15 protein-coding genes are annotated in these 14068 nt (G+C 44.9%); 5 read left to right on the top strand and 10 right to left on the bottom strand.

What is annotated here, in order from left to right:
• Positions 1 to 64: 64 nt before the first annotated feature.
• A complete protein-coding gene (locus tag ACHFJ9_RS06130; protein WP_005394850.1) occupies positions 65 to 511 on the bottom strand; it encodes an SRPBCC family protein in 447 nt (148 codons plus the stop codon).
• 99 nt (positions 512 to 610) lie between these two features.
• Positions 611 to 1534, bottom strand: coding sequence for a DMT family transporter (locus ACHFJ9_RS06125; RefSeq protein ID WP_395354248.1), 924 nt, complete (start codon positions 1532 to 1534; stop codon positions 611 to 613).
• A gap of 129 nt (positions 1535 to 1663) precedes the next feature.
• On the opposite strand from ACHFJ9_RS06125, the gene ACHFJ9_RS06120 reads away from it, so the two are divergent.
• Positions 1664 to 2554 (top strand): LysR substrate-binding domain-containing protein, encoded by an 891-nt coding sequence (locus ACHFJ9_RS06120; RefSeq protein ID WP_006741976.1) that lies wholly within the window; start codon positions 1664 to 1666, stop codon positions 2552 to 2554.
• A 125-nt stretch (positions 2555 to 2679) separates the two neighbouring features.
• Complete coding sequence (locus tag ACHFJ9_RS06115; RefSeq protein ID WP_242446585.1) at positions 2680 to 3693, top strand: S1 family peptidase; 1014 nt, start codon at positions 2680 to 2682, stop codon at positions 3691 to 3693.
• A gap of 4 nt (positions 3694 to 3697) precedes the next feature.
• Here ACHFJ9_RS06115 and fliJ read toward each other — a convergent pair whose 3' ends face one another.
• Genes fliJ through ACHFJ9_RS06075 form a run of 8 tightly spaced genes read right to left on the bottom strand, consistent with a single transcriptional unit; the run spans position 3698 to position 11718 of the window.
• Entirely contained in the window at positions 3698 to 4138 is a 441-nt protein-coding gene (fliJ, locus tag ACHFJ9_RS06110; protein ID WP_005394844.1) for a flagellar export protein FliJ, read from the bottom strand.
• Between the two features lie 24 nt (positions 4139 to 4162).
• Entirely contained in the window at positions 4163 to 5509 is a 1347-nt protein-coding gene (gene fliI, locus ACHFJ9_RS06105; RefSeq protein WP_005394843.1) for a flagellar protein export ATPase FliI, read from the bottom strand.
• Positions 5502 to 6257, bottom strand: coding sequence for a flagellar assembly protein FliH (fliH, locus tag ACHFJ9_RS06100; RefSeq protein WP_301645852.1), 756 nt, complete (start codon positions 6255 to 6257; stop codon positions 5502 to 5504). Before fliH ends, fliI begins: the two co-directional genes overlap by 8 nt.
• A 4-nt stretch (positions 6258 to 6261) precedes the next feature.
• Positions 6262 to 7275 (bottom strand): flagellar motor switch protein FliG, encoded by a 1014-nt coding sequence (locus ACHFJ9_RS06095; protein ID WP_005394839.1) that lies wholly within the window; start codon positions 7273 to 7275, stop codon positions 6262 to 6264.
• Positions 7244 to 8992: a flagellar basal-body MS-ring/collar protein FliF gene (fliF, locus tag ACHFJ9_RS06090; RefSeq protein ID WP_031780427.1), complete on the bottom strand. Its 1749-nt coding sequence runs from the start codon at positions 8990 to 8992 to the stop codon at positions 7244 to 7246. The genes ACHFJ9_RS06095 and fliF overlap by 32 nt, the downstream gene beginning before the upstream one ends.
• A 3-nt stretch (positions 8993 to 8995) precedes the next feature.
• Positions 8996 to 9352 (bottom strand): flagellar hook-basal body complex protein FliE, encoded by a 357-nt coding sequence (gene fliE / locus ACHFJ9_RS06085; RefSeq protein ID WP_005375045.1) that lies wholly within the window; start codon positions 9350 to 9352, stop codon positions 8996 to 8998.
• A 15-nt stretch (positions 9353 to 9367) separates the two neighbouring features.
• The gene (locus tag ACHFJ9_RS06080) at positions 9368 to 10699 is read right to left on the bottom strand and encodes a sigma-54 interaction domain-containing protein (RefSeq protein ID WP_395354244.1); all 1332 of its coding nucleotides are present in this window, start codon (positions 10697 to 10699) and stop codon (positions 9368 to 9370) included.
• Positions 10699 to 11718, bottom strand: a complete 1020-nt coding sequence (locus tag ACHFJ9_RS06075) for an OmpA family protein (protein ID WP_395354242.1) — start codon at positions 11716 to 11718, stop codon at positions 10699 to 10701. The genes ACHFJ9_RS06080 and ACHFJ9_RS06075 overlap by 1 nt, the downstream gene beginning before the upstream one ends.
• A gap of 384 nt (positions 11719 to 12102) precedes the next feature.
• Here ACHFJ9_RS06075 and ACHFJ9_RS06070 point away from each other — a divergent pair, with 384 nt between their 5' ends.
• From ACHFJ9_RS06070 to fliP, 3 genes are read left to right on the top strand one after another with little or no spacing between them, the layout of a single operon-like run.
• Positions 12103 to 12921 (top strand): FliM/FliN family flagellar motor switch protein, encoded by an 819-nt coding sequence (locus ACHFJ9_RS06070; protein WP_074190374.1) that lies wholly within the window; start codon positions 12103 to 12105, stop codon positions 12919 to 12921.
• Positions 12918 to 13289: a flagellar motor switch protein FliN gene (gene fliN / locus ACHFJ9_RS06065; protein ID WP_005398044.1), complete on the top strand. Its 372-nt coding sequence runs from the start codon at positions 12918 to 12920 to the stop codon at positions 13287 to 13289. The genes ACHFJ9_RS06070 and fliN overlap by 4 nt, the downstream gene beginning before the upstream one ends.
• Positions 13290 to 13307: 18 nt before the next feature.
• Positions 13308 to 14066, top strand: coding sequence for a flagellar type III secretion system pore protein FliP (fliP, locus tag ACHFJ9_RS06060; RefSeq protein ID WP_005398045.1), 759 nt, complete (start codon positions 13308 to 13310; stop codon positions 14064 to 14066).
• Positions 14067 to 14068: the final 2 nt, after the last annotated feature.

The raw sequence follows: 14068 nt of genomic DNA, 5'->3' as shown, positions 1-14068 counted from the left end.
GCTATCTTGCGTGCTATTGTATACCTACACGTGACGTACCGTCAGCCCAAGATGAGTATCAGACTTAAGCTTGCTCCTCACTGATGGCTTTTATTAGGGGCAACGCTTTTTCCCATCCGTGATTAAACATAGAAACAAAGTCGCTGTGCGTATGAATGGTGACATTGAGTAACAAACGATCACTGTTGGTGTCGATCTGATAGATCTCTCGTGATCCAATCCACTTAGATGCTAAATCTCCATCCAGTTGCTGCCTATTATCCGGATTAAAAATGGCAATGTGATGAAATTCAAGGCGCTGTTGCGGTTGCACGATATCGATAGTCGCTCGCGTTCCGCCCATATCGGGATCAAAAAAAGTGATGTCTTGCCCTTCTTCCCATATCCCATCAAATTGAGACTGGGGTGAGAAAGCCTGTGCCCAGCGTTTGTATAACTCAGCATCGGTTAGCACTTCCCACACCCGTTGCGGTGTAGCTGAAATTTCGACGTAATAATTTAGCGTAAGCATTATTTCTCTCCCTGAACCTTTCTTGACGCTAGTTCATTGTCAGAAAAAATCAAACCACACCTCTGATTTGCCTAACTTAATCCTCTATTTTCCGACAGGCTAAGAAGTTCTCGCTTGTAACCTGCCACCACGATGCGCCGTAAAGCGAACCCAACATGTGTTCAGTATGGTTGCGAGCACGATTAAACTCATCCCGATAGTTTGGCTTTGGCTCATTCGGTCATCGAAAAACGCACTCTGCCAAACCGCAGTGAACAGTAGGTTAGTAAAAATAAGTGGTGCAAGTTGAGAGCCGCTGCTTGCCAGTTGATACGCTTTGGAGCGGAAAACTTGGGTGTTAATGATCATCAGGGACATCACGCCGAGCCACAGCATATTAGAAGAAACAGTAGATTCCATCACATTGGCTTTGAGTAAAACATCGATGTCGTTAAACAACGTTAGCGGTAACAGAAATACGGCAGCAAACCCAAACGCCCAAAAGTTGATTTCTAATGGCGACATATCAGTTTTACTCACTTTATATAGCGTAAGCTGAGAGCCGGAATTGAAGAGTCCACCAGCTAGACCGAGTAATAAATCCGAGCGCCAAGTAAACTCCCCATCAACTCCCGCCAACATAACCACTCCAGTAAACGCCATTGCTAAAGCAGCCAATGTTGAAACGCGAATGTGTGCTCCCATAAACAGCTTTTCAACCAAAGGAATAAATAATGGGCCAGTGGCAAACAATACCACCCCTTCTACCAGCGTTAACGTTTGTAGTGACGCGATGAAACACAACTGTGATAAGCCGATACAGAAGGCGCGAAGCAAAATCGGTTTTAACGTCCCAGCTTTAGGAAAGGTAAGATTTTTGAAACGAAGTAAGACAAGCAAAATAAGTGCAGGAGCCAAAAAGCGTAAGAAACTAAACAGTGTGACGGAAAGTTCACCTGTCAACTGCTTTGCTAACAACCCAGTAACAGATAAGCTTAACGTAGACATCAGCATGAAAAGGATAGATTTATTTACTGCATTCATTCGATACTCCTTAATATGTGGAGTATTTTATGAGATATCACTTATTGTAAATAGCGAGTAATATTAACCATTAATGTAAGAAAAACTTACAGGTTAACTTACCTCTCATCATGTTACGGTTTCTAAAATATGCGTAAATTAGTCCCTCTAAAATCCATCTATGCATTTGTCGCTGTGGCGGAATCTGGCAGCATGACAGAAGCAGCGCAGATATTAAGTGTGAGTCATTCGGCGGTGAGTCAGGCGATAAAATCACTGGAGACTCAGGTCAACAAACCTCTGTTTGATCGCGTAGGCAGACAAGTTCAACTTAATGCTGACGGTAAAAAATATTATCGAAAGGTTGCGCCAGCTTTAGAACAAATTGTCGATGCCACAGAAGCGCTAATCCAAGACCAAAACTTGCAACGTATTACGCTGAATATGGTGAATTCCTTGGCGCTGCATTGGTGGATTCCGCGAATGTCGAGTTTGCAGGACTTTGCTCCGCAATTAGACGTTCGTTTATCAAACCTGTCTGGCAGGTTTAATCTAGAGCAAGAAGGTATCGACGCTGCCCTCGTGCATGGAAACACCGAGGAATGGCAAGATTATTACTGTGAAAAGCTCAGTGAAGATGAACTGGTTTTGGTGTGTAGCCCTGAATTGATAGCTAAGACGAATGACTCAAATATAGCTCAACTGTTAAAGCAGTATCCCATCATTGAAGTCACTAACGAACGAAGAAAAAATGACTGGAACGTGTGGCAGAATGCGACTGGCATCCTGCGACCTAAAAGCAAAAAACCAATCACTTTTAATATGTCGATACAAGCCGTGCAGGCGACGACTCGTCGTTTAGGCTTATTGGTGACTCATCGCTTGTTTGTGAAAGATGACATCAAATATGGCCAGTTAATCGAGCTGGGTAAACCCGTCATTAATCCTAACCAACAGTTTTACTTTGTTTGCCCACCACACAAGCTAAAGCTGGAATCGTTTCACCTTCTGCGCTCGTGGTTGCAACAATCATTCAATTAAAGAAACCTTTTGTTAAGCACATTCATTGAAAAATTAGTATAAAGTTAGAAAGAGCACTTTTCATCCAAGGATGGTTTATGAAGCGGTATCAAATATGGTTAAGCGTACTCTGCCTCGCAGTACCCATGAGTGCAGTCGCTGAAAGTGAAGACGCTCATTCAGAGCAAGGCATCTCAACGGCAATCATAGGCGGCCAACAAGCCACTCAAAATCAATTGCCCTTTTTCGCACGACTCATTCTACACAAAACTGGCGCTAATCAATTTGCCAACATCTGTGGCGGAACTGTTGTTAATGACCGCTTCATTTTAACCGCCGCTCATTGTGTAGAGCCGAGTGTTTTTTCTGACGGATGGACAATCAATGATCTGCGAGTCTTAGTAAAAAACCCGACAATGAACGATGTGTTTGTTGATGAATTCAAAGATGTTCGCTCTATCACTATCCATCCAAATTACGAGCCTAGTGATTTATGGATTAATGATATCGCCGTACTTGAACTTACCCACCCGATCACCGACAACGTTCAATCCATTACGTTGCCGCAAGATTTTGGTGATTACAGCAGCAAATCGGTTTATCAGATATTCGGTTTAGGGCAAACCTCGACCAACGATGAAAATGGACCAAACTATTTGCGATGGGCGGAAGTAAAACCACTCACCGATGCGCAATGTGCTTCTTTAGTGACCGGGTTTAATGCTCAAGAAAGCTTATGTGCCAATGGGTTTCCTGAGCGCAGTTATACCGGTATTTGCAGCGGTGACTCTGGTGGCCCTCTCACCTATCAAGACAACAACGGAATGTATCAACAAATCGGTATTGTAAGCTATGGTTCTTCTGTTTGTGAATCCGCTGCGATTCCGAGTGTGTTTACTGAGGTTCTAAATTACACAACATGGATTGAAGCCCAAACCAGCTCGGGAGTGAAGACTCGTTACAATGCTCTCTTAGCAAGCACAGAAGATTATCATAGTGAAGGTGATTCCGGCTTTGAACCAGAAGATACCAACACATCTGGCTTTGAGGATAATGGCAGTAGTGGTGGCGCACTTGGCGCAGGGATGATCATACTTGGAGGCTGGTTTGGTTGGCTAAGACGCCGCAGAAATTATTCGCGCTCCAAAGAGCTTCGATAAGACATTATAATATCTTGCGCTTAACACGAGAGTTGATGATGTCTTCTATTATTTTTTGCTCTTTTTTCGCTTTTTCATAATTTTGCTTAGTACGCCATCGTTCGAGCACTTTTTCTAACCCTTGAACACGAGCATGTTTGTGCTCCAGCGTTTTTTGTACAGACGCGCATTCCGCTTGCATGACGGCTTGTTCATGCTCATGGTGGCGAAGCATTTTTTGCAGCATTTGATCGACACGATTAAAGTTCATCAGTGCTGCGCTTGTCAGTGTTGGAACAGTTCTTGTTGATTGTCCCGCATGGCCTTTCAATGCTGACAATTGTTCCAACTGCATTGAAAGATGGGAGTGACGTTGACGCATGGCATCAAGTTGTTGACCCACACGATCACGTTGCTTTTCTTCCATTTGTTGCAGCTTACCCACTGCTTTTAACTTGGATTTCATCTCAACGATACCACTCCCACTTGGTTAAGCACTTTGAAAAAGCTGCGCGAGCTCGGTCAAACTGGTTGGGTAATCCACTGACTCATTGGCGGCTTGTTGTAAATACGCACGTAAGTTTGGATACATAGCAACAGATTGATCTAATTCAGGATCTTGCCCCGGTTGATAGCCTCCTAACGGCAGCAGTTCTTTCACCTGAAGATAGTTGGAGTACATCTGGCGGAAATTATTCGCGATCGTGCTATGCGCCTCCTGTGTACAGGTGCTCATACAACGGCTAATAGACGCATTAATATCAATGGCAGGATAGTGCCCTTGCTCGGCAAGTTGACGCGATAATACGACATGCCCATCTAAGATAGCACGCGCAGAATCCACGACAGGATCTTGCTGGTCGTCCCCTTCCGCCAACACGGTATAAATTGCGGTTAGGCTACCGTGCTGATTTTCACTGTTGCCCGCACGCTCAAGGAGTTGCGGTAACACGCTGAAGACAGAGGGCGGATAACCGCGAGATGCCGGAGGCTCGCCAAGCGAAAGAGCGATTTCACGTTGTGCCATGGCGTATCGGGTTAGAGAGTCCATCAGAAGTAGAACGTCTTTGCCTTGGTCTCGGAAATACTCTGAAACGCGATGACAAAGTAGTGTCGCTCTTAACCTCATTAGCGGGGATTCATCAGCAGGAGCCGCGATAATGATCGCTTTCTTGCGCGCTTCTGGGGTTAAGTTTCTCTCGATGAACTCACGTACTTCTCTGCCTCGCTCACCGATAAGCCCGACCACAATTACATCGGCCTCCGTGTTTTTGGTGATCATCCCCATTAACACACTTTTACCGACGCCACTGCCAGCCATCAAACCAATACGTTGGCCTTTGCCTACCGTCAATAGTCCATTAATCGCTCGCACGCCAACGTTGAGAGGGGTATCAACAGGACGTCGCTTCAAAGGGTTAATCGGTTTTGGTTCAAGTGAAACACGATCTCCCCCTTTTAGCGGTGCCCCGTCATCCAACGGCTCACCTAAACCATTCAGCACTCGCCCTAACCACTGAGCACTTAACTGCACGGTACTGTCACCGTCCAGAGGAATGACTTTCGCACCAGCAAATAAGCCACCTAAGCGCCGAATAGGCATTAGGTAAGCAATAGTGTGCTCAAAGCCCACCACTTGCGCTTCGATCATGTCGCCTTCTGCGGTTTCTACGAGACAGCGCTGCTCCAGTTTAAACCGGCACCCAACGGCTTGTAACATTAAGCCGTTTACTTTAATCAAGCGCCCTGTCACGCGAGCAACAGGGATTGAATCGAGCGAAGCCAATGCTTCGCTCAAACGCTCACTCAATAGCTCATGGCTTAAGGTATTACTCATGCTCTGATTCTACCTGCGGAATACTAACTTCATCCAAAAGGTGTTGTTTTACATTGTCCATACAGGCTTCTAAACGAGAGTCGCAACTTGCATCCGCCTCTGCATCATCGGTCACTAGTTGGCAGCCACCAATCGGAAGTTCCGTATTAGCCACCAGTTTCCAAGATTGTGGCAGATCAGCATTAATGTGAGTAATTCGTTCTAAATCCTGCGGATTTAAATGCACGGTTACGGTTTCCGCTTTGCCAGGCATGGCAGACAGTGTCTCATCCACCAAGGCAAGGATCTGTTGAGGCATTAAAGTGAGCTCAGCACGAATCACTTGCTGAGCCACTTTTTGTACCAGCTCACAAATCATATGGCGTTGCTGTTGCTCTTTTTCGTCTTGCCAACGAGACAGCGCATGAAAGAGCTCGTTCACGGGTTTCGCCGCCTCTAGAAAACTCTGTTTTCCCGACTGCTCACCAGACACAAAGCCTTTTTGGAAGCCTTCTTTTTGCCCATCTAGCAGACCTTGTTGCTTACCCTGCTCGATACCTTGACGTAAGCCTTCCTCATGCCCTTGCTGTAAACCTTGTTGAAAACCGGCTTCAAGCTGTTGTTGAATATCAACTTGCGGCTCTTGCCAACCCTGGTTATCTAGCCCGAATTCGTCTTCTATAGCCTTAGGCTGCGCCAAAGGCGGAAAACGGTGCAAACGGTATCTACTCGGCGGCAGTCGCATCGTACTTGATTTTGTCTCTACCATGACGTTACTCCACCGTTGGCTCTTCATAAAGAAGCAACTGAACTTCACCAGATTCATCCAACTCACGCACCATTTGCATGATGTCTTGACGCGCTTTTTGAACACGACTTAGCGCAACAGCCCCGCGCGCTTCCATATCGTCTTCCAGTGCTTTCACCATACGCTGAGGCATAGAACGTTTAATGGCTTGCTGTAACGTAATTTCTGAACCTTTGAGTGCAACTGCCCACAATTCTAGTGGGATCTGCTGCACCAGCATGTCCATGGTTTCTTCACGCTGACGACCAAGAACCATAAAGTCGAACATATTCTCTTCAATGGCATTAACGACATCTTCATCATGCAACTTCAGCATTTCCATCAACGACCCGCGATCACCTTCAAAGCGGTTAATGATGTCAGCAGCTTGCTTGACACCAGATAGCGGTGTGCTTTGGCTTGCAGATACTTTTTCAATGCAGCGCTCAACGAGCTCATGCAAATCAATAGCAACTTGATGATCGATGTCTTGCAGCTGAGCAATTCGGAACAAGATTTCGTCATGGTAATCTTGTGGCAGGTGCTTCAACACCGCTGAAGAGCTATCAGCTGGCAAATAGGCAAGAAAAATCGCTTGCATTTGCGGGTGCTCATTCACAATGAAACGAGCAAGCGTTTCTGCTTCTACCCACTGTAAGCGCTGCATATTGTTGCGAATTTCATCACCATACAGCGTATTCAGCAGCCCTTTTGCCAAATCATTACCCAATGCTTTACGTAGCGTATTAGACAAATATTCTTTAGAAGCTCCACGAATGCCACTGTGCTCACGAAAGTCTTCAAAGAAAGTTTGAATAACGCCGCGAGCGGAATCGCTCTTAATGCCATTCAACTTCGCCATTGCACGAGTCACCCGCTGGGTTTCATCACGGCTAAAGTGCTGTAAAACCTTCGCAGCGGCATCCTCGCCCATGCCTAATAGCACGAGCGCGGTTTGTTCTACATAACTAAGCGTCTGCTTTGATGGAACTGTGTTCATTGATGTTTACCCATTGTTTCAGTATTTCGGCTACGCGCTCTGGCTCTTCATTGGCAATAAGCTGTAGGTGTTTCAATTGAATCTCTAGTGGCGAACCGGCTGGAGGCAGCATGTCGCTGTTTACATCTAAACCGGAAGAGGCTGAGATACCTTTTTCTGATAGACGACGATCAAGCACTTCTTCATGCTCACGCTCTTCACGCGTTTGCAGGTTGTCGTAATCAGGCTCTTCTTGCGGCTCTGCAAAGTCTAACTCTGGTACTGGCTTATCAACGCCTGTGAGGTGCATGATCAATGGGCGTAGTACGAAGAAGATCATCGCCAAGCCTAACAAACCACCGATAACGTAACGTATTGGCTGCTGTACTGTAGGGTCTTGCCACCACGGCAGCGCAGGAGGCGCATCAATTTCAATTGGAGTGAAGTTGAAACTCATCAAGCTTAAGCTGTCACCTCGTGCCGCAGAAATACCGACAGCATCCATGATCATATTTGAAATCTGCTCTTTATCTGCTTCACTCCAAGCAACACCATCCGGAGAGGCTTTCGAGTTCAACAGTACCGACACGCTCATTTTCTCAATTTGACCTTGTTGGTATTGAGTACGACGAACACTACTCCCCACTGCATACTGACGGTTTACTTCAGAGCGTGCGTTGGTGTTTTGGCTATCGTTCGTTTCTACTTCTTCACCAGTTACTGGCGGTTGGTTGCTTAGAGAACCTGGTACGCCTAGCGCGATTTGGTCAACTGAGTTGTTGTGAATGGTGTGCTCGTTACGTACGACAGGTGCGTTATCCAAAATCTCTTGCGTTTCTTCAACTTGGCTAAAGTCCATATCAGCAGCGACCTGCACACGGAAGTTACTCGGACCCACAATTGGCGTAAGCATGTCTGCTGCGCGTTGAATGATCTGCTTCTCAACGTTCTTTTGATATTCAAGGTATTTTGCATTGACTTTACCTGCTTCCGCCGAAGCAACATCTGCACTGAGTAAACGGCCATATTGGTCGATAACAGATACAAATTCAGGCTTCATCGCCGTCACGCTACCAACCACTAGGTTGATGATTGCTTCAACTTGCTCAGACTTGAGGTCTTCGCCAGGTTTCAGCTCAAGCATCACTGATGCTGAAGGGTTCTCGCTGTTTTGACGAACAAATAAGGTTTGACGAGGAATAGCTAAGTGAACACGCGCATTCGCCACTGAATTCAGAGACATGATAGTGCGTACTAACTCACCTTCTAAACCATGACGGTAACGCGCCGTTTCCATAAATTGGCTTGTACCGAGAGAGCTGTCTTCTTTAAGCGAATCCAAACCTGTCGGCAGTTTGGCTTTAACACCTTTTGACGCAAGCAACATGCGAACTTTCGCAACTTCGCCTTCTGGCACAAGAACTTGGCCATTTTGCTCTTGCATACGGTAGCTCACACCTTCACTTTCTAATACCGAGACAATCTCTCCGATATCAAAACGTTCTTGTTGGCTATACAGTGGACGGAAGCTTTGTGAGGAACTCCAAAGAGCGACCACAATGATTGCCGCAACAATCGCAGCGAGTACGGCAGATAACACTAGGTTTCTCTGGCTACTCGACCAGATTTGCTTCAGCTTCGTTGTTACATCGTCCATGCTATTCGCAGTAGAAAATGTCTGTGCTGAGCCGGAGGTCATGGCTGTATTTCCGGCGACTTGGGGGGTTAGTTCTGACATGAATTACACCGGCATCTTCATAATATCTTCAAATGAGGTCACGACTTTGTTGCGCACTTGCATCAAAGCATTAAATGATAAGCTGGCTTTTTGGCTAGCGACCATCGCACCAACTAGGTCATCACTTTTTCCTGTTTCTACGGCCGTCATTTTTTGACTAGCCACTGATTGATGTTGATTCACTGTATCCAACACATTTGTCATCGCTTGTGAGAACGATAATGGTGCGTTTAGTGATTGTTGATCTAAAGGATTTGCACTCACGATAAACTCTGGCGGCTGCACTTGTGCCTGCATCGCCTGCATTTTTGACAACATAAGTTGCTCTGCCGAGACCGCATGAGTAGGTTGACTTGCCATCTATTTTTTCTCCTATTAGGCAGCCGAGCCTAGTGCCGACTGTAAATCAATACCATGTTCTCGCATGGCTGCGAGTTTGTAGCGTAGCGCTCGAGTTGATACTCCAAGCGCGTTTGCGGTTTTCGTTCGGTTTCCACCAAACTGACGTAATTTTTCTAAAATAAATTGATATTCAGCCTGCTTCTTCGCTTCTACATGACCAAAGCTTGAAGCTGGCTCAGCGGATGGAACTGGCGCAACAAGTTCAATAGGCAGCATCAGATCATGGGCAGTAATGTAGTCACCATGACGCATGACCAATGCACGCTGAATGACATTTTCCAACTCGCGAATATTACCTGGCCAGTGATACTGACTCAGCGCACTGATCGCATCTTGGGATAGATGACAGCGACTGCTATCTTGATACTTTTCAATAAAGAATTGGCTGATCGGTAAAATGTCTTCTTTTCTTTCACGCAAAGGAGGCCAGTGCAGAGGCAAAACATCCAATCGGTAATAAAGGTCTTCACGGAATGTGCCTTTTTGAACTTCTTCACGTAAGTCTTTATTGGTTGCCGCAATAACACGAATATCAAGCTTCACCGCCTTGTGGCTGCCTACGCGTTCCACTTCACGCTCTTGAAGAACGCGTAATAACTTGGCTTGAACTGCAGGGGACATTTCACCGATTTCATCTAGCAAAATCGTCCCGCCATTCGCTTCTTCAAACTTACCGCTTTGAGAGTTAGTCGCTCCTGTGAAGGCACCTTTGACATGACCAAATAGAACCGCTTCTAGCATCGACTCTGGAATGGCAGCGCAGTTAACCGCCACAAATGGACCATCAATACGTGGAGAGTGCTCATGCACATATCGAGCCAGCACTTCTTTACCCGTTCCCGATTCGCCTGTAATTAACACACTGGCGCTGGTGCAAGCGGCACGATGCGCCAATTGCAGTACCTGTTTGCTTCGCCAAGATTCCGCAACAATGTTGGCCATTGGCTTACCTAACGCTTCAACGCGCTTCAGTAAATTGAGCAGCTGATTCGCTTCAAATGGGCGTAATAGATAATCGGTTGCTCCCGATTTCATCGTCTCAGCCGCCAAGATTCCCTGCTCTTGATCGACAATAGCGATAACAACACCAGAGTTACGTTGCTTTTGGTGGCAAGCAACAAACTCGCGGACACACATGTCCGGTAAAGTAGAGCTCACAAGAGTGATTTCTGCTCGCTCTTCAACTAATGCGCCTCGGCCAGTACGAGTGTGTTTTGCGGTGTAACCTGCATTTTGCAACACATCCAATACTGGTTGAGCAAGAGCTTCATTCGGCTCAACCAACAAAATTTTCGTTTTCGTCATCATTGAACCTTAACTTTCGTTTGTTGATTTTGTTGTTGTACATCAGGGTGGTGTTTCACTGCCGTTCGCTCGTTATCTCTCACTAGGCGCAACGTTACGCGTCGATTTTTCGCTTGGCCCTTCGTCGAACTATTGCTGGCAATTGGGTAACGAGAACCATGCGCTCTTGTTTCGAGCATCGATTTATCAATACCAAGTTCAACTAAGGCCTCGGCAACTTGCTCTGCTCTAGTACGTGATACTGAAAGGTTCGCCAAACTAGAACCAACGTTATCGGTGTGGCCATCAATTAAAATCTTGGTCACACGATCATCAACAGATACATAGCTATTTAACGCTGCGAGCGTTTCTTGCTGCTTACGACTTAGCGCCCTCTGACCAAAGTCAAAAGACAGAACAAGATTTCGTGCCTCTGAAAACGAAAGCTTAGGCAAACGCGCTCGACAGGCATTAAATGACTTGAGCGCGTTTTGAATTTGAATAGTCGGAATTACAATCTCTGACAAAGAGGAAGCATCACTTCCCTTTAGTGACAACGTCACCCAATTACCAGTAGCAATTAAATCCATGAGTTCATCAGCACCTTTGCTGAAGACAAATCGTTGGGATGGCTTAGTAAAATCAAGGGTGGCAAACTCTTTTCTATAAAGCTCACCAGACCAAGGAGCACTTTGACTTATTAGAGCAATCGTTTTCCATTTATTATTTTCATAATGTATATCGGAAATAAAATAAGTTTTATTGTTAGGTTCCGAACGGAAATAAAACTTCCCATACGGCGTGCTTGAGTGCAATAAGTTGCATTCAAAGTTGTTTCCTTTATATGTCCACTTTGAAAGGTCCATGGGGATGGTCACAACTTCACCTGAATATGTCACCTTAGACACTAGCAAACTGACAAAAATAAATATTTTACAATTTATTAAACCGTTAGGGTTCATGTATATCTTACAATTCCATGACCTTATCAATTTAATTAAATATGCCACTAAGCCGTGATAACTGGCATAGCTAATCATGTTAATTACCTATTCTGAATATTGAAACTGGTTACAAAATACTCACAAGAGCATAGCCAAACCTTTAAAATCAAGATTTAAGCTTTAAAAACAATGTCTTATATTTTAATTATCTAAATTAGCCGTTACACCATGAAGATGGTTTTAAAAAGTTAATAACAACTAAAAACGCTTAATATTTTTATATTTTCTTATTAAGCAATTTATAAAGGAAACTAACCCTTTTTAAATTTTATTAAAAGATTAAGACTATATGCTCAAGGCAACATGTGAACTAAAGTCACAATCTTAGAGTTTGAAACTAAAAGATCATTAAAATTTCTGTGTAGACTACACGCCATTAAGTTAAAACAGTTTCGATTGTTAACGCACGGTAAAATATAAATGGAAAATAGAGTTAGCGAGCCTATTTCTGATATTCAACTACTTGATGTAGAATTATTAGGCAAACCTATTCATATCATTCGTGAAAAGCTTGAAGGCTTGATTTCAGAGTCTTGTTCCAGCCTTACGATTGAATTACAAAATTGGCTCAGTACGAGTAAAGTGGAAGCTAGCTTAACCTCTGTAGACTTGCATCGCTTTACACCGATAAAAATGGATAAAGACCAAACGTCAACCTATCAACACCAAGAAGGCGGCATGGTATTTGTTCATGGAGATTCTCACACGTTAATAAAACTGGCAGATCGGTTCTATGGCGCCAGCACTGAGCGTTCAGCAACAACACTGACAGCAAGTGACCTCCGCTTACAAGAGCGAATCAGTCGTATCATTATTGGTTGGCTTGCACCTGGTGAGATGTGGGAAATGGGTGAGTACGAAGCGCCCCGAGGGATTGGAATTAACGTGCAATTAAACATCGCGTTTGACGATCACCAAGGCTCAATTCATCTCAAACTAGATAGCCACCTTATTCAAACACTGATCGAGCAGCTTGAACTGCAGCCCGATACAGATTTGTACCAACCATTCTGTCGCTCTTTAGAGGCAACGCCTGTTCGACTGAATGTTGTTTTAAGTAAAAAGAAGATGCCGTTGAGCGACGTTGTAGGCTTACAACCTAACGATATTTTACCAATTGAGCTTCTTAATACGGTTCCAGTCAGCATTGGTAACCAATCTTTATTTACAGGTCGTATTGCTGAGCAAGACGGCCAACTTGTTTTGATCTTTAACCCTGATAAGGAACCGCAGCGATGAGCGAAGCGCCAGAAACGAATGCATTCGACGCAGAAGAATTGAACTTTGACGACTTTCAATTAGAAGACTTTGAAGCTGAAAGTACGCTCCAACAAGAACCAGCAACTGCGGAACGTGATCTTAGCTTTTTCAAAAGTATTCCCGTCACTGTCACGCTGGAAGTTGCAAGCAAAGAAATCCCACTTGGGGACTTAATGAAAGCCGGAGAAGGCACGGTTATCGAACTTGAAAAGCTCAATGGTGAGCCTTTAGACGTAAAGGTAAACGGCTCTCTAATGGGTCACGCTGAAGTCGTCGTCGTTAATGATAAGTACGGACTTCGTCTGATCGATGTACATGACTCTGCATTGAGTGGCGTTGGTCAATAATCTTAGGTAGGCATCACAATGAAAAATCTGAGCGCTTGGCACCGTTGGTTACCTCTTTTGGTACTGGTGTCACTTTTGTTTGCTTTCCCAACCATGGCGGCAGACAACGGCTTAACTATCTTGTCCGTTTCTGATGGCGACACACAGCAAGAATACAGCGTTAAATTGCAAATTCTGTTGTTGATGACGGCGCTCAGTTTTCTTCCAGCATTCATTCTGATGGCAACGAGCTTTACTCGGATTATCGTCGTCCTCGCGATTTTGCGCCAAGCCCTTGGTCTTCAACAAAGTCCTCCTAACCGCGTATTGGTTGGGATTGCTTTGGCATTGACCTTGCTGATCATGCGACCTGTTTGGAGCGATATTCATGAAAATGCATTTCAACCATATGACAATGGTGAAATCACGCTAATACAAGCGTTCTCTGTAGCAGAGAAACCCGTGAGAGAGTTCATGCTGGCACAAACTCATCAAAGCTCTCTTGAGCAAATGCTGCGTATTGCCAATGAACCACTCGACCAAAACGTTGAAGATATTTCTTTTGCGGTTGTCTTGCCTGCGTTTGTCATCAGTGAACTAAAAACCGCCTTTCAAATTGGCTTTATGCTCTTCATCCCCTTCTTGGTTATCGACTTGGTTGTCGCCAGTGTGCTCATGGCAATGGGTATGATGATGCTATCGCCTTTGATTGTTTCACTCCCTTTTAAACTGGTGGTGTTTGTACTCGTGGATGGCTGGGCAATGACGGTTGGCACATTATCTGCCAGTTTCGGTTAAAT

The sequence above is a fragment of the Vibrio sp. D3 genome (assembly GCF_043995865.1).
GTDB classification, from domain to species: domain Bacteria; phylum Pseudomonadota; class Gammaproteobacteria; order Enterobacterales; family Vibrionaceae; genus Vibrio; species Vibrio diabolicus.
This window is presented reverse-complemented; position numbering and strand designations above follow the sequence as displayed.

What these genes read in the sequence shown, in the direction of transcription:
- ACHFJ9_RS06130 (WP_005394850.1), bottom strand. Translation starts at nt 511, where the DNA reads ATGCTTACGCTAAATTATTACGTCGAAATTTCAGCTACACCGCAACGG.
- ACHFJ9_RS06125 (WP_395354248.1), bottom strand. Translation starts at nt 1,534, where the DNA reads ATGAATGCAGTAAATAAATCTATCCTTTTCATGCTGATGTCTACGTTA.
- ACHFJ9_RS06120 (WP_006741976.1), top strand. Translation starts at nt 1,664, where the DNA reads ATGCGTAAATTAGTCCCTCTAAAATCCATCTATGCATTTGTCGCTGTG.
- ACHFJ9_RS06115 (WP_242446585.1), top strand. Translation starts at nt 2,680, where the DNA reads ATGAGTGCAGTCGCTGAAAGTGAAGACGCTCATTCAGAGCAAGGCATC.
- fliJ (WP_005394844.1), bottom strand. Translation starts at nt 4,138, where the DNA reads ATGAAATCCAAGTTAAAAGCAGTGGGTAAGCTGCAACAAATGGAAGAA.
- fliI (WP_005394843.1), bottom strand. Translation starts at nt 5,509, where the DNA reads ATGAGTAATACCTTAAGCCATGAGCTATTGAGTGAGCGTTTGAGCGAA.
- fliH (WP_301645852.1), bottom strand. Translation starts at nt 6,257, where the DNA reads ATGGTAGAGACAAAATCAAGTACGATGCGACTGCCGCCGAGTAGATAC.
- ACHFJ9_RS06095 (WP_005394839.1), bottom strand. Translation starts at nt 7,275, where the DNA reads ATGAACACAGTTCCATCAAAGCAGACGCTTAGTTATGTAGAACAAACC.
- fliF (WP_031780427.1), bottom strand. Translation starts at nt 8,992, where the DNA reads ATGTCAGAACTAACCCCCCAAGTCGCCGGAAATACAGCCATGACCTCC.
- fliE (WP_005375045.1), bottom strand. Translation starts at nt 9,352, where the DNA reads ATGGCAAGTCAACCTACTCATGCGGTCTCGGCAGAGCAACTTATGTTG.
- ACHFJ9_RS06080 (WP_395354244.1), bottom strand. Translation starts at nt 10,699, where the DNA reads ATGACGAAAACGAAAATTTTGTTGGTTGAGCCGAATGAAGCTCTTGCT.
- ACHFJ9_RS06075 (WP_395354242.1), bottom strand. Translation starts at nt 11,718, where the DNA reads ATGATTAGCTATGCCAGTTATCACGGCTTAGTGGCATATTTAATTAAA.
- ACHFJ9_RS06070 (WP_074190374.1), top strand. Translation starts at nt 12,103, where the DNA reads ATGGAAAATAGAGTTAGCGAGCCTATTTCTGATATTCAACTACTTGAT.
- fliN (WP_005398044.1), top strand. Translation starts at nt 12,918, where the DNA reads ATGAGCGAAGCGCCAGAAACGAATGCATTCGACGCAGAAGAATTGAAC.
- fliP (WP_005398045.1), top strand. Translation starts at nt 13,308, where the DNA reads ATGAAAAATCTGAGCGCTTGGCACCGTTGGTTACCTCTTTTGGTACTG.